General features: G+C 32.1%; 28 protein-coding genes. 5 read left to right on the forward strand and 23 right to left on the reverse strand.

The genetic code is table 11. The features are described 5' to 3' along the window. Position 1 precedes the first annotated feature (1 nt). Positions 2-394: a 30S ribosome-binding factor RbfA gene (gene rbfA, locus AC4FQ3_RS16670; RefSeq protein ID WP_042564857.1), complete on the reverse strand. Its 393-nt coding sequence runs from the start codon at positions 392-394 to the stop codon at positions 2-4. Between the two features lie 215 nt (positions 395-609). On the opposite strand from rbfA, the gene AC4FQ3_RS16675 reads away from it, so the two are divergent. Further along, positions 610-1,032, forward strand: a complete 423-nt coding sequence (locus AC4FQ3_RS16675) for a CBS domain-containing protein (RefSeq protein WP_042564858.1) — start codon at positions 610-612, stop codon at positions 1,030-1,032. A gap of 36 nt (positions 1,033-1,068) precedes the next feature. On the opposite strand, the gene AC4FQ3_RS16680 is transcribed toward AC4FQ3_RS16675, so the two are convergent. The 19 genes from AC4FQ3_RS16680 to AC4FQ3_RS16770 all read right to left on the reverse strand — a co-directional run bounded on the left by AC4FQ3_RS16680 (position 1,069) and on the right by AC4FQ3_RS16770 (position 20,066). Beyond that, a complete protein-coding gene (locus AC4FQ3_RS16680; protein ID WP_491182581.1) occupies positions 1,069-2,349 on the reverse strand; it encodes a murein hydrolase activator EnvC family protein in 1,281 nt (426 codons plus the stop codon). Between the two features lie 24 nt (positions 2,350-2,373). Further along, positions 2,374-3,150 (reverse strand): lipoprotein insertase outer membrane protein LolB1, encoded by a 777-nt coding sequence (lolB1, locus tag AC4FQ3_RS16685; RefSeq protein WP_491182582.1) that lies wholly within the window; start codon positions 3,148-3,150, stop codon positions 2,374-2,376. Positions 3,151-3,165: 15 nt separating this feature from the next. After that, on the reverse strand, positions 3,166-4,515 hold the full coding sequence (locus AC4FQ3_RS16690; protein WP_491182617.1) for a tetratricopeptide repeat protein: 1,350 nt from the start codon (positions 4,513-4,515) through the stop codon (positions 3,166-3,168). Between the two features lie 26 nt (positions 4,516-4,541). After that, entirely contained in the window at positions 4,542-5,558 is a 1,017-nt protein-coding gene (locus AC4FQ3_RS16695; RefSeq protein WP_042564862.1) for a sugar phosphate nucleotidyltransferase, read from the reverse strand. A gap of 229 nt (positions 5,559-5,787) precedes the next feature. Beyond that, positions 5,788-6,222, reverse strand: coding sequence for a dUTP diphosphatase (gene dut, locus AC4FQ3_RS16700; protein ID WP_042564863.1), 435 nt, complete (start codon positions 6,220-6,222; stop codon positions 5,788-5,790). A gap of 29 nt (positions 6,223-6,251) precedes the next feature. Beyond that, complete coding sequence (locus AC4FQ3_RS16705; RefSeq protein WP_302097437.1) at positions 6,252-7,712, reverse strand: lipopolysaccharide biosynthesis protein; 1,461 nt, start codon at positions 7,710-7,712, stop codon at positions 6,252-6,254. A gap of 93 nt (positions 7,713-7,805) precedes the next feature. Next, complete coding sequence (locus AC4FQ3_RS16710) at positions 7,806-8,252, reverse strand: GNAT family N-acetyltransferase (RefSeq protein ID WP_491182583.1); 447 nt, start codon at positions 8,250-8,252, stop codon at positions 7,806-7,808. Positions 8,253-8,829: 577 nt separating this feature from the next. After that, positions 8,830-9,690 (reverse strand): ATP synthase F1 subunit gamma, encoded by an 861-nt coding sequence (gene atpG, locus AC4FQ3_RS16715; protein ID WP_491182584.1) that lies wholly within the window; start codon positions 9,688-9,690, stop codon positions 8,830-8,832. A gap of 86 nt (positions 9,691-9,776) precedes the next feature. After that, positions 9,777-11,354: a F0F1 ATP synthase subunit alpha gene (gene atpA / locus AC4FQ3_RS16720; RefSeq protein WP_042564870.1), complete on the reverse strand. Its 1,578-nt coding sequence runs from the start codon at positions 11,352-11,354 to the stop codon at positions 9,777-9,779. A 38-nt stretch (positions 11,355-11,392) separates the two neighbouring features. Then, positions 11,393-11,926 carry an ATP synthase F1 subunit delta gene (gene atpH / locus AC4FQ3_RS16725; RefSeq protein ID WP_073394469.1) on the reverse strand — a complete coding sequence of 178 codons (534 nt, stop codon included), beginning with the start codon at positions 11,924-11,926 and terminating at the stop codon, positions 11,393-11,395. Between the two features lie 4 nt (positions 11,927-11,930). Continuing rightward, positions 11,931-12,431, reverse strand: coding sequence for a F0F1 ATP synthase subunit B (locus AC4FQ3_RS16730; RefSeq protein WP_302094134.1), 501 nt, complete (start codon positions 12,429-12,431; stop codon positions 11,931-11,933). Between the two features lie 90 nt (positions 12,432-12,521). Next, positions 12,522-12,719 (reverse strand): ATP synthase F0 subunit C, encoded by a 198-nt coding sequence (atpE, locus tag AC4FQ3_RS16735; RefSeq protein WP_008465835.1) that lies wholly within the window; start codon positions 12,717-12,719, stop codon positions 12,522-12,524. Between the two features lie 37 nt (positions 12,720-12,756). Then, entirely contained in the window at positions 12,757-13,932 is a 1,176-nt protein-coding gene (atpB, locus tag AC4FQ3_RS16740; RefSeq protein ID WP_491182585.1) for a F0F1 ATP synthase subunit A, read from the reverse strand. A 117-nt stretch (positions 13,933-14,049) separates the two neighbouring features. Next, a complete protein-coding gene (locus tag AC4FQ3_RS16745) occupies positions 14,050-14,442 on the reverse strand; it encodes a hypothetical protein (protein ID WP_491182586.1) in 393 nt (130 codons plus the stop codon). Positions 14,443-14,499: 57 nt separating this feature from the next. Continuing rightward, entirely contained in the window at positions 14,500-14,727 is a 228-nt protein-coding gene (locus AC4FQ3_RS16750; RefSeq protein ID WP_042564874.1) for an AtpZ/AtpI family protein, read from the reverse strand. Then, positions 14,693-15,103, reverse strand: coding sequence for a bactofilin family protein (locus AC4FQ3_RS16755; protein ID WP_302094132.1), 411 nt, complete (start codon positions 15,101-15,103; stop codon positions 14,693-14,695). The genes AC4FQ3_RS16750 and AC4FQ3_RS16755 overlap by 35 nt, the downstream gene beginning before the upstream one ends. Positions 15,104-15,107: 4 nt before the next feature. After that, on the reverse strand, positions 15,108-17,726 hold the full coding sequence (porW, locus tag AC4FQ3_RS16760; protein WP_491182587.1) for a type IX secretion system periplasmic lipoprotein PorW/SprE: 2,619 nt from the start codon (positions 17,724-17,726) through the stop codon (positions 15,108-15,110). A gap of 89 nt (positions 17,727-17,815) precedes the next feature. Further along, entirely contained in the window at positions 17,816-18,511 is a 696-nt protein-coding gene (locus tag AC4FQ3_RS16765; RefSeq protein ID WP_491182588.1) for an ABC transporter ATP-binding protein, read from the reverse strand. Positions 18,512-18,605: 94 nt separating this feature from the next. After that, positions 18,606-20,066: a DUF5687 family protein gene (locus AC4FQ3_RS16770; protein ID WP_491182589.1), complete on the reverse strand. Its 1,461-nt coding sequence runs from the start codon at positions 20,064-20,066 to the stop codon at positions 18,606-18,608. Positions 20,067-20,190: 124 nt separating this feature from the next. Here AC4FQ3_RS16770 and AC4FQ3_RS16775 point away from each other — a divergent pair, with 124 nt between their 5' ends. The 3 genes from AC4FQ3_RS16775 to AC4FQ3_RS16785 all read left to right on the forward strand — a co-directional run bounded on the left by AC4FQ3_RS16775 (position 20,191) and on the right by AC4FQ3_RS16785 (position 22,284). Next, complete coding sequence (locus AC4FQ3_RS16775) at positions 20,191-21,243, forward strand: 2Fe-2S iron-sulfur cluster-binding protein (protein WP_491182590.1); 1,053 nt, start codon at positions 20,191-20,193, stop codon at positions 21,241-21,243. A 153-nt stretch (positions 21,244-21,396) separates the two neighbouring features. Then, complete coding sequence (locus AC4FQ3_RS16780) at positions 21,397-21,705, forward strand: hypothetical protein (protein WP_491182591.1); 309 nt, start codon at positions 21,397-21,399, stop codon at positions 21,703-21,705. Between the two features lie 333 nt (positions 21,706-22,038). Then, a complete protein-coding gene (locus AC4FQ3_RS16785; RefSeq protein ID WP_242607193.1) occupies positions 22,039-22,284 on the forward strand; it encodes a hypothetical protein in 246 nt (81 codons plus the stop codon). An 87-nt stretch (positions 22,285-22,371) separates the two neighbouring features. Here the strand turns inward: AC4FQ3_RS16785 and AC4FQ3_RS16790 are convergent, their stop codons facing one another. Beyond that, complete coding sequence (locus AC4FQ3_RS16790; RefSeq protein ID WP_117614814.1) at positions 22,372-23,370, reverse strand: glycosyltransferase family 9 protein; 999 nt, start codon at positions 23,368-23,370, stop codon at positions 22,372-22,374. A 36-nt stretch (positions 23,371-23,406) separates the two neighbouring features. After that, on the reverse strand, positions 23,407-24,012 hold the full coding sequence (locus AC4FQ3_RS16795) for a DUF4254 domain-containing protein (RefSeq protein ID WP_042564958.1): 606 nt from the start codon (positions 24,010-24,012) through the stop codon (positions 23,407-23,409). Between the two features lie 111 nt (positions 24,013-24,123). On the opposite strand from AC4FQ3_RS16795, the gene upp reads away from it, so the two are divergent. Further along, entirely contained in the window at positions 24,124-24,777 is a 654-nt protein-coding gene (gene upp / locus AC4FQ3_RS16800) for a uracil phosphoribosyltransferase (RefSeq protein ID WP_073394461.1), read from the forward strand. Here upp and AC4FQ3_RS16805 read toward each other — a convergent pair. Next, the gene (locus AC4FQ3_RS16805; RefSeq protein ID WP_073394460.1) at positions 24,772-25,701 is read right to left on the reverse strand and encodes a DUF6427 family protein; all 930 of its coding nucleotides are present in this window, start codon (positions 25,699-25,701) and stop codon (positions 24,772-24,774) included. The two genes, upp and AC4FQ3_RS16805, sit on opposite strands and share 6 nt — an antisense overlap. Positions 25,702-25,719: the final 18 nt, after the last annotated feature.

Here is a 25,719-nt window from a genome sequence, read left to right on the forward strand (position 1 = left end):
TTTATGATTTTCTTCTTTTTTCTAAAAGATCACGGTTTTCTATTGGGTTTTCTCTGTTTGATAAAGCATTGTCAATTTTCTCAATATAATCTAATGAGTCATCGATAAAGAATACCAGATTTGGTACACGACGCAATTGTAAACGTACACGTTGTGATAAATCGTGTTTGATTAATGTGGTATTTGATTTTATTCCTTCTAAAGTTTCCTTCGCTTTATCCTGAGGAAAAATGCTTAAATAAACCGTTGCCACAGATAAATCTGAAGTAACACTAACTTTGGATACCGAAATTACCAAATTACTAATTCCGTTTTTTCGCACTTCACCTTGCAAAATATCAACCAGATCTTTCTGGATGACACCGCCTATTTTTTTCTGTCTATTTGTTTCCATACTGCAAAAATACTATTTTTAAATTTCATCAATGCAATTTTCAAATGAACAATAGAATGATTTTTACATTCTTATCTTCTTTATTTCAAATTTCAATCTTTTTCATCAAAAAAACCAATAAATCCTCTAGTTGGTTCATTGTTTGGTGATGATAAAAATCATATTATTTATGAGAATTATTATACATCTTTGATAGAATAATAAACTCTTTAACTATGAAAAAGCGAGAACCAATCAGTCATATCATGACCAAAACCGTAGTGACTGCAAATGAAAATGACAACTTAAAAAATGTTGTTGAGCTATTAAGAAAAAATGCTATTCGACACATTCCAATTGTTCGGGGTAAAGATGTAATTGGTATTATAAGCCGAACAGATATCAACCGATTAACTTTCGGTGCTTTGTTTGAAGGACAGGAAGGTGCAGATGAAGCCATTCTCGACATGCTTACTATTTCGCAGGTTATGACTTCAAAACCCAAAACCGTTTCATCTGATACTATAATTAGGGATTTGGCAGAAATTTTTGTGAAAGAAGATTTTCATGCTTTGCCTGTTGTAGATAATGGTCAGCTTAAAGGAATTGTTACAACTACAGATGTTGTAAAATATTTTCTTGAACAATATGCTAATTAAATACTTATAAAAAAGGGAGCCAATTGCTCCCTTTTTTTATCTGTTTTGTAACCATCCTTCCGGATTATTATTTGATGTGTTTTGAAGAATCAAAAACTTAATAATTGTTTTTCCGGTATCGCCACTTGTTCTTACTTTTCCAATACTTTGTTTAACTTTTACTTTGTCACCTTGTTCAACAGATACCTGACTTAGATTTTGATATACTGTAAAGTAATCTCCATGCTGAATAAAAACAGCTTTGTTTACAGGCGACAAGGCTATAACTTTTGATACTACTCCCTCAAATACTGCGCGCGCATTTGCTCCTTGTTCTGTAGTAATCTCTACTCCAGAGTTATGAACCGTCAATGTTGGATATACTGGATGTGGCTGATCTCCGTAGCCAAGAGATATAAATCCTTTCTCTACCGGCCAAGGCAGTTTTCCTCTGTTTGCTTTAAAATCGGCAGCTAAAATTTTACCTTCCGGGGTTAATGTAATTCTATCTGATGAATAACTTTTAGGCGCTGCAGCCTCAGCTTTATCTGCTTCGCTGGCTTTACCTTCTGCGATTCTTTTACGTCTCTCTTCTTCGGCCCGTTGATTGGCTAATCTAATTTGTTCACGGATAAGATCCTTAATTTTTGCGTCAATTCTTTTTGATTCCTGCTGTTTAGATCTTGTATCGGCAATAATTTTATTTTTGTCTTTTTTAATTTCGTTAACCAATTTTTGCTGTTCTTTCTTTTCAACTTCTAAGCTTTGCTTTTCTTTTTCGTTTTCAGCAATAATTTTTTTCTTAACTTTTCTTTGTCCGTCCAATTTGGTATTATAATCAACTAATTCATTGGTTTTTGACTCAATTTCTAAACCTTGATTTTTTCTGAAATTGGTATATTGTTTTAAGTATTGTGCTCTTTTATAGGCTTGCAGAAAACTTTCTGAAGATAAAATAAACATGGCTCTACTTTGTTCAGAGCGGCTTTTGTACGATTTTAAAATCATTTTGGCATAATCTTCTTTTAAAATAGCCAATTCTCTGTTTAGTTTATTAACCTTCAATTGGTTAATATACATATCGTTATTTAGAATCTTTTCTTGTTTTGCCGTTGTATTGATAAGTTTTTCTTTCAGCTTAATTTTATTAGCCTGAATTAAAAACACATTTACTGCTGATTTTTCTTTTTTCTTTACAGATTGCAACATTTTTTCGTTGTCTCTAATTTCCTGCTGAATCTGAGCTTTTCGCTGTTCAAGTTTTTCTTGCTGCGAATCCTGTGCCCATCCAAAAGTTGTGGCACATATAAAAATTAGGCTGAGGAGAAATTTCGGCATGTTTATCTTTTTCTTTTTGCAAATTTACTTAATTAAAACTTTCTTATAACCACCCGGTACGCTATAAGGGAAAGAAAGTTCTTCATTAAACGAAATATTATTGTAATTTAAATTGATGTCTGTTTTTCCTTTCGGCTGAATTGCATTAATTTCGATACTTGTTGGAAGATTTCCCTGATCGAAAGTTTTATTATCAGCATATTTTATTTCTAACATAATATTTTCTGTTGCCTGAGAAATCTGCTCTTTTTGCAGCAAATATTTTTCAGGTTCAAGAAAGAAAGCTTTTTTCAGATTAGTTTCTTTTTCATCTTCTAAACGAATCATGTTTTCTACAATGGTCTGGATGTATTTTCCTTTTCTTAAATCGTCTAAAGCTTCTCCAACCAGTAAATTTTGTACTTTGCTATAATCAAGTTCTGTTCCCAGCCATTTGCTTAAACTGGTAAAATCTCCTTCATAATAGGTACTGTTTATTTTCTCGTAATAGCTTACGCTTGTTGGTGTAATCAATGCTTTTGCCATTGTGATTCCAAGAAAACGAACGCTTATTAAAATCTGTTTATCTTTTTCAATTTTAATTTCTGCAGTAACATTCTGACTTTGTTTTTCATCAACATATCTGGCAGCTGCTTTTATGTATAATGTTTTGAAATCTAGTTTATTGTCGTAATGTTTCTCTACTACTTTGTTATCCGTTTTTGGTGCAACTTCTGTCGTATTGTTTTGTACCGCAACAGCTTTAGATTTACATGAAATCATAAAAACTGATACCAATACAAATGCTATATATTTTTTCATCTTGAACTTCTCTTTTTATTTCTTTTTCTTTAATAACTCATTTGCCTTCAAAAAGTATTCCTCTTTTTTCTTAGCGTCTCCCAATCCATTATAAGCTTCTCCTAATTGAAAATTAAAATTTGCCTCCAGCTTAGCATCATCAACCACATAATCCAATCCCATTTCTAAAACGGTTTTTGCATTTTTAAATTGCTTGAGCTGATTGCTTCCCATTCCGGCAAAATAGTAAAATTGCGGCTGACTCGGGTAAACTTCAATCATCATCATGGCTCTTTTTGTCAGAGGTTCAAATTGTTTAGCCTGTGTATAAGCATCAAGCAAAAGCAAATTGGTTTCACGATCTGTATCTGAATTGGCGCTTAAATCTTTTTCATAATACTTAATTGCATTTTCAAACTGATTTTTGCTATGATAAAATTTTCCTATTTCTTTTGCAACATCAACGTTCGGGTCATTATCAAAATAACCAATTGCTTTTTCTAAAGCCGGAGCATATTGCGGATTTTTATTGGTATAAATTAAAAACTCATTTAGCGTTCGATGTTTTATTTTCGAATCAATTTTTGAGCTTGCCAAAATTATATTCATCGAATTAATCGCTTTGTCAGCCTGATTAGCATCTAAGTACACTTTAAACAAACTTACCTGCGCCCACTCTGATGTTGGAATTTCTTTTGCCAATTGTTTTGCAACATCCAAAGCTTTATCTGTTTCATTTGATTTTGAATACAAAGAAATCAGATCTATATAATTTGATTCTTCTTTCGGATTTTTTTTAATCTGATCAATTAAATTTGAACCTTCTGCATTTTGATATTTTCCCTGCGATAAAATTTGCATTTTATAACGATCGCGATCTTCAGATTTTCCAAACTTATCGTTCATTTCATTAATCGTTGTAAGCGCTTTGTCATACTGATTTGAAATCATATACAACGAAATTAAATCATCTTTATATTCTTCGTCAAACGGAATAATTTTTTGAATCGTTTCGATTGCCAAAGGATAGTTTTTGGTTTCGTAACTTACATCGTAAATTCCAAGCCAGTACCATTTATTTTTTGGATCTAATTGTGTCGCTTTTTCAAAAGAACTTTGGGCATTACCATAATCTTTTAAAGACAGGTAATTTTTGCCTAATTCGAAATAAGCTACGGCATCATTAGGCTTTAGTTTGATACATTTTTCTAATGATACGATTGCTTTGTCGTAATTTTCAATTCCTTTTTGTTTCAATGATTCATAAAAAGAGTCCTGATATTCATCTGTTGCCATAGCAATATCTTCCGGATTGGTTTGCGCCATAACCGAAAATGCATTGCTGAACAAAGCGAATACTAAAATTACTAAAACTCTTTTTTTCATCATTTACATAATTTCTTTTTAAATTATTATTCTAAAACAGAATAATCGCCAATGCTAATACTTGTAAACTTACCATCATAACTAACGTGGTTTCCGATCATTGCATTGTCCAGGTTAGCATTTTTTATTTGCGAAAAAGTTTGTACCAAACTGTTTTTAATAACGCTGTCACTTACATGGCATCCATTTCCTAAAGATACGTTTGGACCAATTGTTGTATTTTTCAACACTACATTTTCGCCAATAAAACACGGCGGAATAATCGTTGAGTTATCTAAAGTTACGTTATAATCTACTAAATGTTCGCCATCATTATGTAAAAATCCTAACATTCTGGTGTTAGTTTCTACAGTTACATCTTTGTTTCCGCAATCCATCCATTCGTCTACACTTCCAGTTTTAAAAACTTTTCCGTTAGCCATCATTGCTTTGATTCCGTCATTAATTTGATATTCACCGCCATTCTGAATATTATTATCCAAAACACCCTGAAGTTCTTTTTTCAAATCGCCAACTTCTTTAAAATAATAGATTCCGATAACGGCAAGATCGCTTACGAATTCTTTTGGTTTTTCTACCAATTCTATTATTTCATTGTTACTGTTTAATTTAACAACTCCAAATGCTTCCGGCTGATCTACTTGTTTTACCCAAATTACAGCATCTGCAGAAGGATCTAATTCAAAATCTGCTCTGATCAAAGTATCTGCATAAGCAATTACAGCAGGACCTGATAAAGATTCTTTGGCGCACATAATCGCATGACCGGTTCCTAAAGGCAAATCCTGACGATAAATAGAGGCTTTTGCTCCTAAACTTCCAGCTAATTCTTCTAAACTTTCTACAAGATCATCGCCAAAAAAAGCAGGATCTCCCAAAATAAAAGCCACTTCTTCAATTGGTTCTTTTAATATTTTGGCAATATCTTCAACTAAACGATGCACTATAGATTTTCCGGCAACCGGAATTAATGGTTTTGGTACTGTTAATGTATGTGGTCTAAGTCTTGATCCGCGACCCGCCATTGGAACGATTATTTTCATTTTGAAATTATTTAATATGGGAAGATTTAAAATCTTCAGTTTGGTTAGTTCAAATTATGATGCTGGCGTAAAAATTAAATTTGTTCTAATTTTTTACCGCAAAGTTCGCAATCCCGATAGCTATCGGGATTCGCAAAGATTTCTAAGTTTTTTCATTTTAAAGATCGCAAAGTTTATAAACTGTTGTTTGTAAACTGCGACTGAAAACTGATTACTAAAAACTAAAAAACTACTTCACTCCTGTGCTTCCAAATCCGCCTTCGCCTCTTGATGTTTCAGAAAGTTCTCCAACTTCAATCCACTCTGCTCTTTCGTGTTTGGCAATAATCAATTGTGCAATTCGTTCTCCGTTCTCGATTACAAATTCTTCGTTTGATAAATTTACTAAAATTACACCTATTTCTCCTCTATAATCAGCATCAACAGTTCCCGGAGAATTTAAAACGGTTACTCCTTTTTTTGCAGCCAGACCACTTCTTGGTCTTACTTGTGCTTCGTAACCAATTGGCAATTCAATAAAAAGTCCCGTTTTTACAATGGTTCTTTCTAATGGTTTTAATGTTATTGATTCGGTTAAATTCGCACGTAAATCCATTCCTGCCGAAGCAATTGTTTCGTAATTAGGTAATGCGTGCTGTGATTTATTGATTATTTGTATTTTCATTTTTATTTTTAAAAGATTAAAAAGTAAGATTACTTTCTATTCATAATTCCTTTGATTGTGTTTTTTTCGTTATGATAAACAAAATAGATAAACGCTAGTAATAACGGGATTCCAACAAAATAATTTTCTCTAAATCCATAAAAAGAAATTGCCGAAAACAGAATTGAAATGCCCAAATAAGCGCCAATTTTATTCATATCATAAGGTATTGGATAATATTTATTTCCTAAAATGTATGAGATCAACATCATACTTCCGTAAGCGGAAATGGTTGCAATTGCTGAACCATAATAACTGTATTTTGGAATTAACATATAATTTAAAACCAAAGTTACGATTGCGCCAACTATAGAAATGTAAGCGCCTATTTTTGTTTTGTCCGTCAGCTTATACCAAACCGATAGATTGTTGTAAATACCCAAAAAGAAGTTCGCCAGAATAATTAATGGAACTACTTTCATGGCTTCCCAATAGGATTTATTATCAAGCAATAGATATTTTAAAACATCTGCAAAAACAATTACTCCCAATAAAATTAGCGATCCGAAAATCACAAAATATTTTGTGATTACTGCATATGTTTGCGGGGCATTTTCATTTTTTGCATGACTAAAAAAGAAAGGCTCAATTCCTAATCTGAAAGCGGTTGCAAATAAAACCATGAACAAACCTAATTTATAACAGGCCGAATAAGCTCCAACTTCTGACTTCGCTAAATTTTCAGGTAACAAATATCCAAGTAAAATTTTATCGAAATGTTCGTTTACTGCAAATGCAAGACCGGCAACCAAAATTGGTAAACCGTATTTCATCATTTTTTTCCAAAGTACGGGATCAAATTTTCTGCCCAAATAAAGATAATTTGGCGAAAGCACAACAAATGTGGCTAAACTTGCCAATAGATTTGCGATGAAAATATAAGCAATCTGGAAATTTTCTACATATAAATTATCCCAAACCGAATTAGGATTTGCAGCTGCAAGTTTTGGCAGGTATATTAAAAAGAAGAAATTAAGCAGCATATTAATTACTACGTTTCCTATTTTTATTGCTGCATAAACCATTGGTCTTTGGTTGGCTCTTAGTTTTGAAAATGGTACCAAAACCAAAGCATCCAATACCAATATCCAAACCGAATAAGTGATATATTGTGCGTCGACTTCTGCCCAATTTGCTAAGGTATTTCTAAAAATTAATGCTGCAAAAAGAAATCCAATTGACGACCAAAATATTGATATAGTTGATGTTGCAATTACATTTTGCTTATCTTCTTCGGCACTGTAAAATCTAAAAAAAGCGGTTTCCATTCCGTAAGAAAGAACCACGTTAAAGAAAACCATCCATGATAAAACAATCGAAACTTCTCCGTATTCAGCCGTTGGTAAAATCCCGGTATAAAGCCGCACTAATAAAAAACTTAGCATTCGGGGTAATACTGTCGCTAATCCGTAAATAGCCGTTTGTTTGAATAGATTTTTATATAATCCCAAAATATGTATGTAATAAAGTTTGTAAGACAAAAATAACCAATTCTTTCGTTTATTATTGATTTTGTTGATTCAATAAAAAAACTTAGACATAATTTATACTGTTAATTTTTTTTCGTCTAAAATTTTAACAAAATGAAAACCCTTTGGTCCATAACCTTGATTGTAGTAAAAACGGTGCGCCGCAAAATTTCCAGTAAAAGCATCCAGGACAATACTGCTGCAATCGAGATTTATTGCTTTTTGTTCAATATAATCCGTTAGTATTTTTCCAATTCCTTTTGAACGAAATTCAGGATTAACTACAAAATTATCAATTTCAAGATATTTACCTGTCCATAATTTTGTTGCCGACCAACAGCCGGTAATTCCAAGACAAACTTCATTTTCAAAAACTCCAATCTGTATATAGTTATGAGGCACCATTTGAGAAAGATATTCCTCATATTTCTCAATGGAAAGATTAGGATAAAGAAACCGCATCGTTTCAATTTGCTGCAGCATTTCCTTAATTGTGGTGAGTTCTTGTATCTGTAATTTCATTATAATAGTAAATGGAAGTCAAAAATACTCAATTTTTTTTATAGCCAATTATAAGATACAAAACTAAAACATGTGAAATGTATAAAATTTTCATAAAAATTATATAACTTTTTTTACAACGTATCTTCTTAAATTTGTAATACAGGGATTGAGAAAGCTAAATACAACCCTTATAAAAAAGGAAGCACTGGGACTGATAAAGCTTGTTTGTTCCCATAAAAGACAAAGCCATAAGGGATTGATTCTGCTGTATTGTAACCCTAAAAAAACAGAGCATTGGGACTAATAAAGCTAGTTTGTTCCCATAAAAGACAAAGCAAAAGGGATTGATTCTGCTGAAATGTAACCCTTAAAAAAACAGAGCATTGGGACTAATAAAGCTAGTTTGTTCCCATGAAAGACAAAGCACTGCAGATTTTTATCTGTCTAGTAATTTTATAAAATGGTATTGATTCTCGGTTTATGAATGAATTGAGAATCACCATTTTATAAGTTTTAAAAAGAAAACTACAAACTACTATAAATAAAAAGCGCCGACAATTAATTGTCGGCGCTTTTTTTGTATGTCTTGAATAAATTATCCGTTCAAAGCCTCTGCTCCACCAACGATCTCTAAGATCTCGTTTGTAATAGCTGCCTGACGTGCTTTATTGTAAGTCAATTTCAATTGGTTTCTTAATTCAGTTGCGTTGTCAGTTGCTTTATGCATAGCTGTCATACGCGCTCCGTGTTCTGAAGCAAATGAATCACGTATAACTTTATACAGTTGTGTTTTCAATGATTTAGGAATCAAAGTCAATACAATTTCTTCTTTTGAAGGTTCAAAAATATAATCTCCTGTTGAAACTGCAGTATCAGATTTAATTGGAGCTAAAGGCAAAAACTGCTCTGTCTGAACAATTTGAGTTGCAGCATTTTTAAACTGATTGTAGATTAATTCAATTCTGTCGTATTCTCCAGATAAGAATTTTTCTGTAAGATTATCAGCAATTCCGGCAACGTTTTCAAAAGTTAAATGATCAAAAATTGCATTATGATGACCGTGAACTTTATGTGTTTTACTTAAAACATCATTTCCTTTTTTACCAATAGCAAAAACGTCAACTTGTTTACCAGCGTAAAATTCGGTACGGTTTTTAATCTCTTTAATTACGTTTGAATTGAATGCTCCACATAAACCTCTGTTTGAAGTTATAGCAACAAGCAATACTTTTTTTACCTCACGTTGAGTTGTGTAATCACCACCTACTTCACCATCAAGTGTAGCAGAAAGATTTTGTAACAGCTCCGTTAATTTCTCGGCATAAGGGCGCATTGCAGTGATTGCATCTTGTGCTTTCTTAAGCTTTGCAGCAGAAACCATTTTCATTGCCGATGTAATTTGCATCGTCGATGAAACGGAAGTAATTCTATTACGGATTTCCTTTAAATTTGCCATTTGTCGATTAAAGAATGTGACAATTTGAAAATTAGATAATTAGAAAACTCTTAAAGATTCTAATTATCTAATTGACAATTATCTTATTAGTTATATTTTGCTGAAATTTCTTTTGCTGCTTTTTCGATAACATCAGTAATGTTGTCATCTAATTTACCAGCTTTCAACGCGTTAAGCGTATCTTTATGCTTACTGTTTAAGTAAGCAATAAAATCAGCTTCAAATTCTTTTACTTTATTTACAGGAACGTTTCTTAATAAGTTTTTAGATCCAGCATAAATAATTGCAACTTGGTTTTCAACAGGATAAGGATCGTTCAAACCTTGTTTCAAGATTTCAACGTTTCTTTTTCCTTTTTCAATTACGTTTAATGTAACAGAATCCAGGTCAGAACCAAATTTAGCGAAAGCTTCTAATTCACGGAATTGAGCCTGATCTAATTTTAAAGTTCCAGAAACTTTTTTCATTGATTTAATCTGAGCATTACCTCCAACACGAGATACAGAGATACCTACGTTAATTGCAGGACGAACTCCAGAGTTGAACAAATCTCCATCAAGGAAAATCTGACCATCTGTAATCGAAATTACGTTTGTTGGGATATATGCAGAAACGTCACCAGCCTGAGTTTCAATAATTGGCAATGCAGTTAATGAACCACCACCTTTTACGATAGACTTAATAGAATCTGGTAAATCGTTCATGTTTTTAGCAATTCCGTCATCAGCAATTACTTTACAAGCACGCTCTAATAAACGAGAGTGTAAGTAGAAAACGTCTCCAGGATATGCCTCACGTCCCGGTGGTCTTCTTAATAAAAGAGAAACCTCACGGTAAGCAACAGCTTGCTTAGATAAATCATCATACACAATAAGTGCCGGACGACCTGAATCTCTAAAATATTCTCCAATTGCAGCACCTGCGAAAGGAGCATAAACTTGCATTGGAGCTGGGTCAGAAGCATTTGCAGCAACAATAACGGTATAAGCCATTGCACCTTTTTCTTCTAACATTTTAGCAATTCCTGCTACAGTTGAAGCTTTTTGCCCAATTGCAACATATATACAAAATACAGGTTTTCCTGCATCGTAAAATTCTTTTTGATTTAAGATTGTATCGATACAAACAGTTGATTTACCTGTTTGACGGTCACCAATAACAAGCTCACGTTGTCCACGACCAACCGGGATCATAGCATCAACTGCTTTTACTCCTGTTTGTAATGGCTCAGTTACCGGCTGACGGAAGATAACTCCAGGAGCTTTTCTTTCTAGAGGCATTTCGTATAAGTCTCCACCAATTGGTCCTTTTCCATCGATTGGAAAACCAAGAGTGTTTACTACACGTCCTACCATTTGCTCACCTACTTTAAGAGAAGCGATACGTTGTGTTCTTTTTGCTGTTGATCCTTCTTTGATTCCTGTTGATGGTCCTAAAAGTACCACACCAACATTATCTTCTTCAAGGTTCAATACAATAGCTTCAAGTCCGTTGTCAAATTCAACTAACTCACCATATTGTACATTCGATAGCCCGTAAATACGAGCAATACCGTCTCCAACTTGAAGTACTGTTCCTACCTCTTCTAGCGTAGCACCAGATTCAAAACCTTCTACTTGCTTTCTTAATATTGCTGAAATTTCAGCAGGTTTGATTTCCGCCATCTTAATTTATAATTTAGACACTTTTATGTGTAATAAAACTAATTACTTAACTCTCTTTTTAATACTTGCAATCTGTTTGCCACAGAAGCATTATATTGATTATCACCTATTCTTAAAATAAATCCTCCAATAATTGCCGGATCTACTACATTTTCAATTGTAATTTTCTTATCTGATAATGTTGCAATTTTAGCCAAAACTTTAGCTTCTAATGCTGCATCCATTGGAATTGCTGTTGTAACTGTTGCTACTTCAACACCATTGTTTTCATCAAATAATTTTTTATATTCTAAAGCAATTGCTTCTAAAATTTCGAATCTTTTGTTTTCAAATAATAAATGAAATAAACCTTTAGTAACTCCATTTACATTTGCAAAAACTTCTAAAAGAGCACTTTCTTTTACTTCAACCTTAGTAGTTGGGTTTTGAATAAAGGTACTCAATTCTTCATTTGTTTCAATTGCTGATGCAATTGACTTCATGTCGTTATTGACAGCTTCGGCAACACCTTTAGAGTTTGCTAAGTCTAGAATTGCTTTTGCATAACGAATTGCTGCTCTTGTACTTGCCATAATCTTAGTTTAACTTTACGTCACCTAACATTTTCTCTACTAATTTAGTTTGAGATTCTTTGTTAGATAATTCATCTTTCAATAATTTTTCAGCAATGCTTAATGATAGTGTTGAAACTTGTAATTTCAATTCTGCCATTGCTGCATTTTTTTCATTTTCGATAGCAGCTTTTGCCTGCTCGATCATTTTTTGACCTTGCTCTTGTGCTTCGTTTTTAGAATCAGCTATCATTTTCTCTTTCATTTCACGAGCTTCTTTCAACATCGCGTCACGTTCAGCACGAGCTTCATTCAAAATTCTTTGATTATCAGCTTGTAAGTTTTCCATTTCTCTCTTTGCATTTTCTGCAGAAAGTAATGCATCTTTAATACCTTCTTCTCTATCTGTAATAGATTGCATGATAGGTTTCCAGGCAAATTTTACTAAAAGTAAAATTAAAACCAACAAGATTAAAGCTTGCCAAAAGAATAAACCGAATGAAAAATCGTTAATTAACTTATCCATTTTATACTATATTAAAATATTTAATTTCTTTTTTTAAAAGGTAACAACACCTTTAACCAACCGTTAAAGATGTTGTTATTTTCTTCTTTATTATTTTCCTAAGATTAAAGCAGCAAATGCTAAACCTTCTAATAAAGCCGCGATAATAATCATCGCAGTTTGAATTTTACCAGCAGCTTCTGGTTGACGAGCAATCGCGTCCATAGCAGATCCACCGATTTTACCTAAACCTAAACCTGCACCGATTACTACTAAACCTGCACCTACTAAAGTTGGAATTGTTCCCATAAGTATTTATATATATAAAATTAAACTTCTAAAAAAATTAAATGATTGCTGTTTCATCTTCATGGTGATGTGCATGATCATGATCCTGAACAGCCATACCTATAAATAGTGATGATAACATAGTGAAAATGAATGCCTGTAAAAATGCAACTAAAACTTCGATAACAGAAATAAATAATGTTAATCCTAAAGAAATTGGCAAATCTGCAGCTAAATTTTTTCCAACAAAAATCATCGCAATTAAACTCATAATTACTACGTGACCTGCAGTAATATTTGCATACAAACGAATTAATAAAGCAAATGGTTTTGTTAATGTTCCTAACACCTCGATTGGTGCAAGGATAATTTTCATAGGTACAGGAACTCCCGGCATCCAGAAGATGTGTCCCCAATAATCTTTGTTTGCACTAAATTGTGTAATGATGAAAGTAAACATTGCCAAACAAACCGTGATTGCAATATTTCCTGTAACGTTAATTCCTAGTGGAGTCATACCTAATAAGTTTAACACCCATACAAAGAAAAATACGGTTAATAAGTAACCCATATATTTTCTGTATTTTTTTTCACCAATATTTGGAACAGCGATTTCGTCTCTGATAAAAATAATTAGCGGTTCTAAAACTCTGCCAAATCCAGTTGGGATTGGTCCTTTTTTATATGACTTGGCTAAACCGGTAAACATGAAGAATAATAGTACTGCAACAAAAAGCATTGACACAACATTTTTTGTAATAGAAAAATCTAACGGTTTTTCATTTTCAGGATGTCCGTGCTCATTAAAAGTAATTGTTCCGGCAGCATCTGTTTTGTATATTTTACCGTGAACGAGTTTGTAGAAGTTTCCATCAACTTCTGCAACTTCTTCTCCATGGTGTAATTTTGAAGACGAGAAAATTTTCAAACCTCCGTCAATAAGAATAACCGGTAATGGAAAACCATAATGCTTATTTTCTTTATCATCTGAAAAGAAAACAAAGTCATGAGAGTCTTGTAAGTGGTGATCAATAAAAGCATCAACTTTTGCTTTTGGATCCTGTGCTACATGTTCTGCTTCTGCATGATTATCATGTGAAACAACTTTCTCCTCATGAGCTACCTCAGTTTGTACATGCGTTGTGTCATTCTCTGAGTTTGCAAAACCCGATACTGGAAGACAAGCTACTAAAGCTGCAAGAATAAATTTAAGCGGTCTGTTTGAAATCACCATATCTGTTAAAAATCTTATTTTTACGTTTCTGAAATTTGGTGCAAAGGTACATTTTTTATTAATATTCAAAAGGATATGAAAAATTATTTTTAAACCTTGTTTTACAGAATCGTTATTTTAACGCTTTTCATTTAATAATCGGACAGTTAAAAGCGTCTCAAATAACAAAAATAAAATAAATGTTACAAAAAAATTGATTTTCTCAATCATGACCTCTTCCGATTTGCTTTCTAAAATAGGTCTCAAAATTAAATATCCTAATAACATTTGCGTAAAGGTCCCGAACAGGAAAACCATTCCAACAATTTCAAAATTCTTCTTTTTTACTATTAATAATATAAGGTATAACAATGCGGAAATTCCGAAAAAAATTAAATACAAAAATTCTATACTATAATAAAAGTTTTGGGGGTTAACTTTTAAAAGTAAAAAAGCTGCTTTATGCAAAATATATGCTGCTAAAGCTAAAAAGAACAATTGTAAAATAGGTTTGTAAATTTTTAAAAGCATTTGAAATAATTTTTATGCAAAGATGCAATATTTATTTAAAGCACTTTTAAACGTAATTTACTTTGTTTTATTAATGTCGTTTACTTGCCGAATAACATTATATAAGGCAAGTCCAACACCAAGCATTACAAAAATCGTATTATAATAAACTTTGGGACTTGGATGATTTTCATCTAACCAAGTACCAAAATAGGAAAACAAAAAAATAATAATTCCCATTTGAACGGGAATATTTATTAGCGGCAACCATTTATTCCGCCTGTTTTTGTTGGGCTCCTTTTCCATCTTTATTTGTTACTTCGTTATTGTTTTTCAACATCGTACAAGTAGCTGTAAATTCGGCTCCTGGTTCAATAGATAATTTTCCAACAGCAACTTCTCCATGAATTCTTGCTGTTGCCTTAATATTAAGAATTTCAAGTACTTTTATTTTTCCATGAAATTCTCCTTCAATATCGGCATTGTTACAAATAATTTCTCCTTTAATAACACCACTTGCACCAATTACTAATTTTCCCTGTGATGTAAAGTTTCCTATTAACTCTCCATCTAACCTAAAATCGGCTTTAGAAACAATATCGCCAATAATGGATGTGCCTTCTACAATTCTGTTTGTTTTACCTAATTGCTCAGTTCCGTTTTTTTTTACTTTGTCAAACATTTTATTATGGATTTTTGGGGGCTAAATACGCTTCAATGTTTTTCTTGATTTGAATAACTTTATAATTGTCACTCGAGATAATAATTCCTGGCTGTGCAATTTTATATTTTTTATCATCTCTTAAGATTCCAACAACATCATTTGCATACGCCTCTGATTTAATTCCATGGATAACTACAAAATTGTAGGTTTTATTGTACTTATCTACAGAAGTTGTTAATCTTTCATAATTTTCAACTAATAAAAATACTCTTATTGCTTCTTCAATTTTTTTACTTATTTGAGAATCAGTACTAGAAACCTGATATAAAATTTTCCAGTTTTTATTATCAACTGTTGTAAAATCAAGCTTTTCTAAACTCGGAATTTGTTTCTCCAGGATTTCGCGTGCATTTTTTCCTTCTTCGGTATTTGGATAATTATCTGCAACTGCTTCAAGACCTTTTTTATAAGCCGCTAAACCATTTGTCTTTCCTAAAGTATTCGCTTTCAACAATTCATATTTAGAAACAATTTCATCACCTGAATATTGATTTATTAAATTATCAATATTGTCTAAAACAACATAATATTGTTCTTCTTCAAACAGCTTATACCATTTCTTGTATTCTTTGTCGGGTGTAATTAAATCATCTTCACTTGTCTTATTCAAAATTTGCGCATATCTCGAATTTGGATAAGTTCCTGTAATATTTGCTTTTATAGCTTCGGCTTTAGCAGGATTTGTAATTTGATAGATTTTATACAAATTATACATCGATGGCAAAACCAATTTCTCTTCAGGATTGTTTTTTAATAATTGTTCCAGCTTATCGCTTGCTAAATTATACTCTTTAAATTTTTCTTTATAAATAAGTCCTAACTGATAGTAAGCAAAATTTCGTTCTTTGCCAATGCTGTCCATTACAATTTGAGATGTTGGAAGCTGTTTTTCATAAAATTCTGTGGTGTACTTTTCAATAACAATGGTGTCTTTTAATGCGTTCATCGCATCCGGATTGTTATTTAAAGTATCATTTAATGCAACATTATTTGCAGATTTTACAGCTGCCAATCTCCAGTTTGTTCCTAAAGTTCGGTTGTTGCCCCACATTTTTTTAAACTGCAACTTACCGTAGGCAACTGTTGTAGGGTTATAAAAATAGAAAGTACTTACCGTCGAATTTCCGTCAGGCGGCATAATCGCTCCTACATTTGGATCTGAAGGTTTTCCTATTGATGCAGGATTCACAGCTGTTGGCCCGCCACCAGAATTTGAATTACGTTCTATGTTTGCCAGTCTTTCTTTTTCCTTTTCTTCTAAAATACGTTTGGCTTCATCTTTCTTTTTTAATTCAGCGATGTAATTTTCAAAATAAATTTTTCGATCTGGTGCCGGTAAATCATGAACTTTTATAATACTGTCATTTCTTTTGGCAATTGCTTCATATTTAATGACGTCATCCAGGTTTTTTCGGTTTTTTTGAATAAAAGCGTATTCTCTCGTTTTCGGATCTAATTTTACCAATGTACTGTCATAATATTTTGCAGCCATTGTATAATCTGTATTTTTAAAATACATATCTCCTATATTTCTATAAGTCGAAGCTACTAAATATGAATCTTGCGATTTTCTGGCTAATGATTTATTATAGAATTTCAAAGCATTTTCCTGCTGTTTCTTTTTATCATAAAAAACCCCCATTTCATAAAAAAGGACATCGTAGTAAGGTCTGTTTTCACGATCCTTTACTAAATCATTATAGGTTTTTAAAAATATTGTGTCATTGCCATTTTCATAATCATACATCTGCGCTTTTTTAGCATACGCATGCATCATGTATTTTCTGTCGGCTTTGCGGTTCATATCGATTACACCATCATAAAAATAATTGGCGCTGTCTTTTTTTCCAATTTCCTGATACATTTGTCCAAGAATAAAACGATAGCGCGCTTTGTCTTCGTTTATTCTAGAAAATTCTTCTGCAATTTTAAGCTTCGTCACAGCACTATCTCTTTCTTCTAAATTTAAAAAAGCTTCTGCTAATAATGCATTTGCATCCGAAAATGTTTGCTTATTTAAATCCGTATTTTTTAATAAAAGATTGATGTTTTTTACTACAATGGCATCGTTACCTAAACGCATATTGGTTTTTTCGCGCCAGATTTTTGCTGTATAAATATTACTGCTGTTTGGGTATTTATATAAAATATAGTTGAATGCTTCCAAGGCAGGAATAAAGCGCTGGTCGTAGTATCTGGCTTTTCCTAACATTAAGTAAGCCTCATCAATTTGGGAGTTTTTTTCTCTTCCCCCAATATTCATAGAATGTTTCTGAATGGCTTTTGTTGCTTTGGTTTCTGCTTTTTCAAAATCTGCATTTTTTGCTTTTCCTTCTTCAGAAAAATTTTCATCAACCTGCATTTTTTCAATAGGAAGCATCTTCCAAAAATTATCCTTATTATCTGCCTGAATAGATTTTAAGCCTTTGTCTAAACCAATACCGCCATTGTACAAAATATTATATTTTGTACTTAAAGCGTGAGAATTTCTTGACAAAAAAGTGTTCTTTTTGGTAGAACAAGCTATCAAAACAAACAGAAATGCCAAAGCAGAACTATATTTAAGAGTATTCTTTTTCAATAGAAAAGATTTTAAATCAATTAACTTCTAAAAAGGATTTTTAGTATAATGCCCCGTAAAATTACGCTTCTTTTTGATATAACTGTACTTTAAACAGCAAAAAACGATTCGAGTTCTTGTAAGGTTTCTTCTGATGTTTGAATATCTTTTACAATTTCACCCTTATTAAGTGCAACAATACGATCGCAAACTTCCACTGTATGCTGCAAATCATGGCTGGAAACCAGAACTGTAACGTTTGGATTTTGTGCCAGCTCTTTTATAATTTTTTTCAATCGGCTTACAGTTGTCGGATCTAAATTTGCAAACGGTTCATCCAGAATAACAACTTCAGGATTTCCTATAAGTGTGGCAATAATCCCCACCTTCTTCTGATTTCCCTTAGACAAATCACGAAGATATTTTTTGTTGTTGAGAATTTCTCCATTAAAAAACTCTTCATATTCGGCTAACAAAGCGTCTATATCTGCTTTATTTTGATGGCGCAAATCTCCAATAAAATAAAAATATTCTTCGGGAGTTAAATAGCCAATCAAAAAACTTTCATCTAAAAATGAACCTGTAAATGATTTCCAGTTTTCACTTGTATTTACCTCAATATTATTGCTTTTAATATTTCCTGTTGATGGCTGAATCAGGTCTAACAGTAAACTAAAAAAAGTAGTTTTCCCTGCTCCGTTATTTCCCACTAATCCAAAACTTTGACCTTTTGGTATTTCAAGATATTTAATGTTTAAAACTGTTGTTCCGTTATATATTTTTGAAAGCTGATTTACTTGTATCATCTGTAATTTTAGATTTTAGTCCCGAAGCTTCGGGATTGATTTTAGATTAAAAAATCTGATAAATTATCTCATCATCAATTGGCACATTGTCTAATTAACTCTTTTGTTTGTAAGCATTGATAGTACTATACTTTTCTATTTTATATCTTTTTTCGATTAATGAAAAAACACTGTTCCTAAAAATAAAACCCAAAACCCCTGCTCCTGCCACTAAAAGTAATCCGAGATTTTTATTTCCTAAATAAAGTCCGATGCCGTATAATCCCAAAGGCAATAATAATTTTGGTAAAGTCAACAACATGGCGCTTACGTTAAATGCTTTTTTGTCTCCAAAAGCGCCTCCGGCATTACTTAAATCAATTGGAGTCTTTGTAAATGCACCTCCAAGAAGTACCAAATGCGAATTGACTCCTATATTATAGATGGCTCCAACGACAATGGTTAAATAAATTTCCCATCCGTACAAAAGATAAAATGATGCTAAAATTGTCGAAATAAAAGTGGCAATTACAACCAGCCACCATTTTGAAGTAATGTATCCGCGATATGGAATGTTTTGTGTCATCATTAACTGATAATACGAACTGTCCCAGCTTGGTACAAACTGTCCGAAGACAAATAAAAATCCGCCCGAAACAAATATTCCGGCAAAAATATGCATGATTTCCGGTTGATGTGTGTTTCCAAAAAAGATCAATCCGTAAAACAAAAAGAAAAAACTCATAATAAGAGTCGTTTTTGATCTTTTGTTTCTTCGGATTAATTTAATATCATTTTTAAGAAACGTTCCTAAAGTTCCAAATTGATTTAGCCAAACTAAATTTTCGGTCGTTGCAATATCTTCTTTTTTAGAAAGTCCGGCATCTAAAAATAAATTGTTTTTAAAATATTTAAACGTAAACTGATACAACGCAATTAAAATTAAAACCGGAATTAAAAATAATCCCTTTTTGCTATAAAGTCCCTGAAAAAATGGTGTTGTAAAAACTGTAATGTCAAATAATTTATAATATTGGGCTATTCCTAAAACCAAAGCAATTGCTATAAAAACAACAAATAATTTATCGATATTGCTTAAAATAATATTTAGAAAATTGTTGATATATATTAAAGAGAAAATCCCAAAAAGCCAAAACGCAATTCCAATGATATCATAACCTTCTATTATTAATACAATTGCAAACGGAACAAAGAAAAGCGCATGAACCCAATTGAAAAAGGACAAAGCTGTTTTACCCAATGAAAAATGAACAATTGTAGGTTTATTAAAAGGTAAAACCAATAACGGTTTTATATTAAGAACAGGAATTGCCTGCATTAACAAACGAATGACCAAATCGAATAAAAAATAATAAATCAAAAATCTATTGACTGTTGATAATGGTTCAAAATTCATTTCTTTGAGCAGGTAAAAGGTACCAACGCCCATTGCGATAAAGATGACCGAGAAATAGACCATTAAAAAGCCTATTAAAATTTTCATGGCCAGATTTGCTCCAAAAGATGCAGATCTGGTAAAGGCTTTCCATTCCAGATAAATAAACTTTCTAATCATTGTTTTGGTTTTGAGTTTATAGTAAGAGTCCAAATGTAAGAAAACATTACAAAAAAAGTTAAAAATAATAAATTCGTATCTATCAATTAAGCGCCGTTTGCTACTTTTGCATAAAAATTAAATCATGCCTTCATTCTTAAAACTTATAATTAAAGAGGTAAAACGTGAAACTGCCGATGCGGTTTCGATACTTTTTAATGTTCCCGAAGAACTAAAATTAGATTATAAATTTATTGCCGGACAATATGTAAACTTAAAGTTAACTCTTGATAATCAAGAAATTCGCCGTGCTTATTCTATTTGCTCAGCGCCAGAAAGCGGCGAACTAAGAATTGCTGTAAAAGCAGTAAAAAACGGTTTGTTTTCGCAATTTGCCAATACTAAATTAAAAGCAGGAGACGTTCTTGAAGTAGGGCAGCCAGAAGGAAAATTTACTTTTGAACCAGATGTCGAAAGACAAAAAAATTATGCCGCTTTTGTTGCCGGAAGCGGAATTACTCCAGTACTTTCTATTATAAAATCGATATTAAAAAGTGAGCCAAAAAGCTCATTTGTATTAGTTTACGGAAATAGAACTCCAGAAGACGCGATCTTTTACCAGGAATTGCACGACTTGCAATTGCAATATGTAGGACGCTTTTTTGTACATTTTGTTTTTAGTCAGGCTAAAGCTGAAAACGCATTGTTTGGCAGAATCGAAAAATCGGCAGTAAATTTTGTTTTGAACAACAAACACAAAGAACTTGAATTTGATAAATTCTACTTGTGCGGTCCTGAAGAAATGATCAATACCGTTTCGTCGATTTTGAAAGAGAAAAACGTAAAAGATTCCGCAATTAAATTTGAACTTTTTACTTCTTCATCTCAGGAACATGAAATAAAAACTTCATTAGAAGGACATACAAAAATCACTGTTTTGGTTGATGATGATGAAGTTTCTTTTGAAATGTCTCAAAAACAAACCATTCTTGATGCAGCTTTAAAACAAGGAATCGACGCTCCGTATTCTTGCCAGGGCGGAATTTGCAGCAGCTGTTTAGCGCGTGTAACATCCGGAACTGCGGAAATGACTAAAAATTCTATTTTAACCGATAAAGAAATTGCTTCAGGTTTAATTTTAACTTGTCAGGCTCACCCAACTTCAGAATCTATTTATGTAGATTATGATGATGTTTAGAGGTTAAAATTCCAATAAAAAATTAAATTCCAAATTCCAACTTTACAATTGGGATTTGGAATTTTTTTTGTTTGTAATTATTAGCAATCTTTGTCAAATTGGAATTTGGGATTTATCCCGAGACTTCGGGATTGGAATTTAATATTAGCTATTATGAAATCAGTACGTGAAATTTTTAAAAGTAAGGAATACCTTTTAGATGAACCTGAAGTTGTAAAACTTATTGATTATTGTGAAGAACTGCAAGATGAAATTGTGGAGTTTAAATTTCAAAAAAACAATAATAAAGAAATGGCAATGCTAGACATGCTTAGGGAAGTTATAAAAGGCTGTAACGAAATTGAAAAAGCACAAATGGAACACGAAAGATTTGGCTTTGAAGTTCCTGATTATCAAGCTACAATTTCAAATCTTAAAAGTTATATTTATGGAAGATGCCGTGATGAAAAAATTTGGTTGTGAAAATTAAAATTCCAATTTAAAATTAAAACCGCTATGTGTAATTGATAAAAAAGCATGTTATATTTTAAGTATTTTTTAAAAAACGAGCTAAAATTTTAGTATATTAGTACTTCAAAAGCTGATACATTTTTATCTATGTAAAGCTATTTCTATTTGTCAACACGTTTAAAACATTAAATTATGGCAATGCATCACTACCTCCGTTTAACTTTTATATTCCTTTTTGTTGTAACATCTTTGTTTTGTGTCTACTTTATAATTAAAAAAAGAAGAAACAGAAAAGTTCCTAAACTACTTTCGAAAGAAAAGTATAATTCGACAATAACTGGGGAAATGGCAGAAATATCAGTCTCTACCGATAGTTTTTTTAATATTTGGCCTTATATAAGTGAATTAAAAGCTGCTAAAATTTTATCAAATAAAATCAAAGAATCTCAATTGATACACAAGGTTTACAGAAATTCGACCGAAGATTTTGAACACATTTTACTCGCTACCGAAAAAGAAAATCATTTTGTTAAAATCGTAGTCGATAAAAACAAAAAGAAACCAATAGGATATCTTTTTCTTGATTTATGAGAAATTAAATTCCAATAAAAAAATTCCAAATCCCAACTTTACAATTAGGATTTGGAATTTTTTTTAGATATTTCTATTTGGGAATTTTTATAATAACCGCTGAATCTTTTCAACAACAGTCTTCGAAGAAATCGTTCTCATAGCATCCTCGTAACCTTCAACAATTTTATTTCCGTAAACAGATGTTGGCAATTTCGGATATTGATTTCTGTCTGAAGTTAAAGCATTTTCCAAGCTTTGATTAAACGGCAAAAATCCAGCATAAGGATGCGTTGCGCCCCAAAGCGTAATAACTTTAACGCCTAACATTGCTGCAATATGTGCATTGCCGGAATCCATAGAAAGCATTACATCGAGATTGCTTATTAGTTGTAATTCCTGCTGAAATTTAATTTTTCCAGCCATGTTTATTACATTTTCAAATGGTTGTGAAAGTGAATCTAATATTTCGATTTCTTTTTTTCCTCCGCCAAAAAGCAAAATTTTATAATCTTGGTTTTGTGCCAAAGTTGTAATAACTTCAGTCATTAAATCCAAAGGGTAAACTTTAGAATCATATTGTGCAAAAGGTGCAATTCCAATTAATTTTTGATTTTGACCGCCAATAATCTCTACACTCAAATTTGCCTTTTCAGGGAAAGTTGCCTTTGATAAATCCAGAGGAAAACCAAGTTCTTCAAAAACCTTTGCATGTCTTTCGAACATTGTAGGCAATTGTTTGAATATTTTATTTTCTGCCCGGGTTAATTCTTTTTTTCCTTCACGGCCTTTGTCAACAGTGGCTCTTTTTTTTCCGCTTAAAGCGAAAAGCAAACTCACAATTTTAGATCGTAATACATTATGAAGATCTGCAAAAGCATCAATTTTTAATTTCCGGACATCCTGAAACAACCGTAAAAGTCCTCCGAAACCTTTGTGACGTTCTTTTTCATCAAAAGCAAAAAAATCCAGATTGGGAATTCCTTCAAAAAATGGTTTAAAAAACGGACGTGAAATTACTGTTAGTTTAACTTCCGGATATTGTTTTACAAAAGCGCGTAAAACAGGAACCGTCATGGCGACATCTCCCATTGCGGAAAGTCTCATGACGGCTATATGCTTAATATTGGACAATTTTGCCAATTATTTTTTATTTTGATATAAAACAGGATTTAATTCATCGTCGTTGTACATTTTCATTTGTTTGTACACTTTCATGAATTTTTCTCCACTTTCGATGTCTGCCAACAAATCATCAATAGCTGTAGACAAATCACTTCTTTGCTCTAAAAGAATGTTTAATTTTTCCTGGCATTTATCTCTGTGTTCTTGTGAAGCCTCAGCACGAGTAGCTTCTTCGTTCATGTGATAAATTTTTAAAGCCAAAATAGATAATCTGTCAAAAGCCCAGGCCGGACTTTCAGAATTGATTTTTGCACCATCTTTTGCTTTTACATCACTATATTTTTGCAAAAAATAACTGTCAATATATTCCACCATATCTGTACGTTCCTGATTCGAAGCATCAATTCTTCTTTTTAAAGTTAATGCTGCAACCGGATCAATTTGCGGATCACGAATAATATCTTCAAAATGCCATTGAACAGTGTCAATCCAGTTTTTTAAATATAATAAATGCTCGAATTTATCCTTAGAATATGGATTGTTTATAGGTTGATCAACGTTATCAAACTGGTGATAATCTTTGATGCTTTGTTCGAAAACAGAATATGCTAATTTTGAAAACATGTCTTTAATTATTAGAGAAGCAAAGATACTTTTTATACTTTTATGCTGTGAAAAAAACGTTGGTTTTTTCATTTTAGTATCACAAATCATTGATAATTCTAAAAACTCCACATGAAAATTCATTATATATCTGAAAATAATAGCGTTTTAAATCATTTTTTGGGTCAAATCAGAAATGTAAATGTTCAAAATGACAGTATGCGTTTTAGAAAAAATATCGAACGAATTGGCGAAATTATGGCTTATGAATTAAGCAAAAATTTGTCATATAAAAATGTAGATATTCAAACGCCGCTTGGCATTAAAAAAACTACCGAAATTAATGATGATTTGGTTTTATGTTCAATATTAAGAGCCGGATTACCATTGCATAATGGCTTTTTAAATTATTTTGATCATGCTGAAAATAGTTTTGTTTCTGCTTGCAGATATCATCCGAATAACGATCATGAGTTCGAAATTCGGGTTGAATATCAAGCCGTTTCAAATATCAATAATAAAACAGTTTTACTTCTTGATCCCATGTTGGCGACGGGACAATCAGTAGTGGCAGTTCATGAAAAATTGGTTCAGAATGCTACTCCAAACGAAATTCATATTGTTGTCGTTATTGCAGCTCCGGAAGGTGTAGCTTATCTTGAAAAAAATCTTCCGGACAATTGTCATCTTTGGGTTGCGTCTCTTGATGAAAAACTGAATGAAAAAAATTATATAGTTCCGGGATTGGGCGACGCCGGTGATCTTGCTTACGGCAGCAAATTATAATTGGCTGAAAAAAGTAAATAAACTACACGCAATTAAAGTATAAAATACAATTTCGCTGTTTAATTTTTGCTGCACATATTCGACATAACTTGCCGCCATCATTGTTAAAGGAGCAATGCTGAACAATAATAAATCGTTGCTTTTATCTGGCGAAATAATGAAAACAAAAGCCGCTATAAAAAAACAGGCTACGATTTTTTTGTATGAAGAATGCACAATTTGAGGTCTGTTTGAAAAAGTCATTAACATCGAAACGACAAAAAATAATGACACGGCAACATAAATTGATAGTGCTCCGTTTTCGTAATTGTTTTTAAAATAATCAATATTAAAATCAACCACAGCGCGTTTTTGAAAAAATTCAATTGCGTTAATATGGAAGATTAAAGAGATCAGTAAAAAGATAACCGCAACGGCCATAAGTGCTATAAATGGCAAAACCCAGTTTCTATAATCGCGCGAAACGTGAAAAATAATCGATATAAAAACCAATATCAGGAAAAGAATAGACCAAAATTGAAATAAAGAAGCTATTAAAATCCAAAAAGAAGCATCAAATATTTTTTCTTTTGAAGCTTTTAAAGATTGTAAAGAAATCAATCGTCGAAGTGCCAGCAAAACAAAAAAGTTGGCATATACTACATTTGCATTATTAAATATTGTGGGGAAAAACAATATAAACAATAAGTAAAAAAATATCGCGTAACCATTGTCTTTACTGAGTCCGTTCTTTTTTACAATAAAATTTATCAGAAAAAAAGAAGCAAATATAAAGCACAATAAACTTATTTTCTGAAACGCCAAAAATGAAGAACTCATCCATGATGGTTCCTGAAATTGAAACAGAAAAAAGAAAACCAGTATTAAAATTACGACCAACGAATAATTTAATGGCGTAGATTTTCTAAAAACACTTGTTATCATAAGGATATTTTATACTTT

The sequence above is a fragment of the Flavobacterium sp. AK-345 genome (genome assembly GCF_058310175.1).

Excerpts from the sequence above, each read along its gene's own strand:
- rbfA (WP_042564857.1), bottom strand. The coding sequence starts at position 394 with ATGGAAACAAATAGACAGAAAAAAATAGGCGGTGTCATCCAGAAAGAT.
- AC4FQ3_RS16675 (WP_042564858.1), top strand. The coding sequence starts at position 610 with ATGAAAAAGCGAGAACCAATCAGTCATATCATGACCAAAACCGTAGTG.
- AC4FQ3_RS16680 (WP_491182581.1), bottom strand. The coding sequence starts at position 2,349 with ATGCCGAAATTTCTCCTCAGCCTAATTTTTATATGTGCCACAACTTTT.
- lolB1 (WP_491182582.1), bottom strand. The coding sequence starts at position 3,150 with ATGAAAAAATATATAGCATTTGTATTGGTATCAGTTTTTATGATTTCA.
- AC4FQ3_RS16690 (WP_491182617.1), bottom strand. The coding sequence starts at position 4,515 with ATGAAAAAAAGAGTTTTAGTAATTTTAGTATTCGCTTTGTTCAGCAAT.
- AC4FQ3_RS16695 (WP_042564862.1), bottom strand. The coding sequence starts at position 5,558 with ATGAAAATAATCGTTCCAATGGCGGGTCGCGGATCAAGACTTAGACCA.
- dut (WP_042564863.1), bottom strand. The coding sequence starts at position 6,222 with ATGAAAATACAAATAATCAATAAATCACAGCACGCATTACCTAATTAC.
- AC4FQ3_RS16710 (WP_491182583.1), bottom strand. The coding sequence starts at position 8,252 with ATGAAATTACAGATACAAGAACTCACCACAATTAAGGAAATGCTGCAG.
- atpG (WP_491182584.1), bottom strand. The coding sequence starts at position 9,690 with ATGGCAAATTTAAAGGAAATCCGTAATAGAATTACTTCCGTTTCATCG.
- atpA (WP_042564870.1), bottom strand. The coding sequence starts at position 11,354 with ATGGCGGAAATCAAACCTGCTGAAATTTCAGCAATATTAAGAAAGCAA.
- atpH (WP_073394469.1), bottom strand. The coding sequence starts at position 11,926 with ATGGCAAGTACAAGAGCAGCAATTCGTTATGCAAAAGCAATTCTAGAC.
- AC4FQ3_RS16730 (WP_302094134.1), bottom strand. The coding sequence starts at position 12,431 with ATGGATAAGTTAATTAACGATTTTTCATTCGGTTTATTCTTTTGGCAA.
- atpE (WP_008465835.1), bottom strand. The coding sequence starts at position 12,719 with ATGGGAACAATTCCAACTTTAGTAGGTGCAGGTTTAGTAGTAATCGGT.
- atpB (WP_491182585.1), bottom strand. The coding sequence starts at position 13,932 with ATGGTGATTTCAAACAGACCGCTTAAATTTATTCTTGCAGCTTTAGTA.
- AC4FQ3_RS16745 (WP_491182586.1), bottom strand. The coding sequence starts at position 14,442 with ATGCTTTTAAAAATTTACAAACCTATTTTACAATTGTTCTTTTTAGCT.
- AC4FQ3_RS16750 (WP_042564874.1), bottom strand. The coding sequence starts at position 14,727 with ATGGAAAAGGAGCCCAACAAAAACAGGCGGAATAAATGGTTGCCGCTA.
- AC4FQ3_RS16755 (WP_302094132.1), bottom strand. The coding sequence starts at position 15,103 with ATGTTTGACAAAGTAAAAAAAAACGGAACTGAGCAATTAGGTAAAACA.
- AC4FQ3_RS16765 (WP_491182588.1), bottom strand. The coding sequence starts at position 18,511 with ATGATACAAGTAAATCAGCTTTCAAAAATATATAACGGAACAACAGTT.
- AC4FQ3_RS16770 (WP_491182589.1), bottom strand. The coding sequence starts at position 20,066 with ATGATTAGAAAGTTTATTTATCTGGAATGGAAAGCCTTTACCAGATCT.
- AC4FQ3_RS16775 (WP_491182590.1), top strand. The coding sequence starts at position 20,191 with ATGCCTTCATTCTTAAAACTTATAATTAAAGAGGTAAAACGTGAAACT.
- AC4FQ3_RS16780 (WP_491182591.1), top strand. The coding sequence starts at position 21,397 with ATGAAATCAGTACGTGAAATTTTTAAAAGTAAGGAATACCTTTTAGAT.
- AC4FQ3_RS16785 (WP_242607193.1), top strand. The coding sequence starts at position 22,039 with ATGGCAGAAATATCAGTCTCTACCGATAGTTTTTTTAATATTTGGCCT.
- AC4FQ3_RS16790 (WP_117614814.1), bottom strand. The coding sequence starts at position 23,370 with ATGAGACTTTCCGCAATGGGAGATGTCGCCATGACGGTTCCTGTTTTA.
- AC4FQ3_RS16795 (WP_042564958.1), bottom strand. The coding sequence starts at position 24,012 with ATGTTTTCAAAATTAGCATATTCTGTTTTCGAACAAAGCATCAAAGAT.
- upp (WP_073394461.1), top strand. The coding sequence starts at position 24,124 with ATGAAAATTCATTATATATCTGAAAATAATAGCGTTTTAAATCATTTT.
- AC4FQ3_RS16805 (WP_073394460.1), bottom strand. The coding sequence starts at position 25,701 with ATGATAACAAGTGTTTTTAGAAAATCTACGCCATTAAATTATTCGTTG.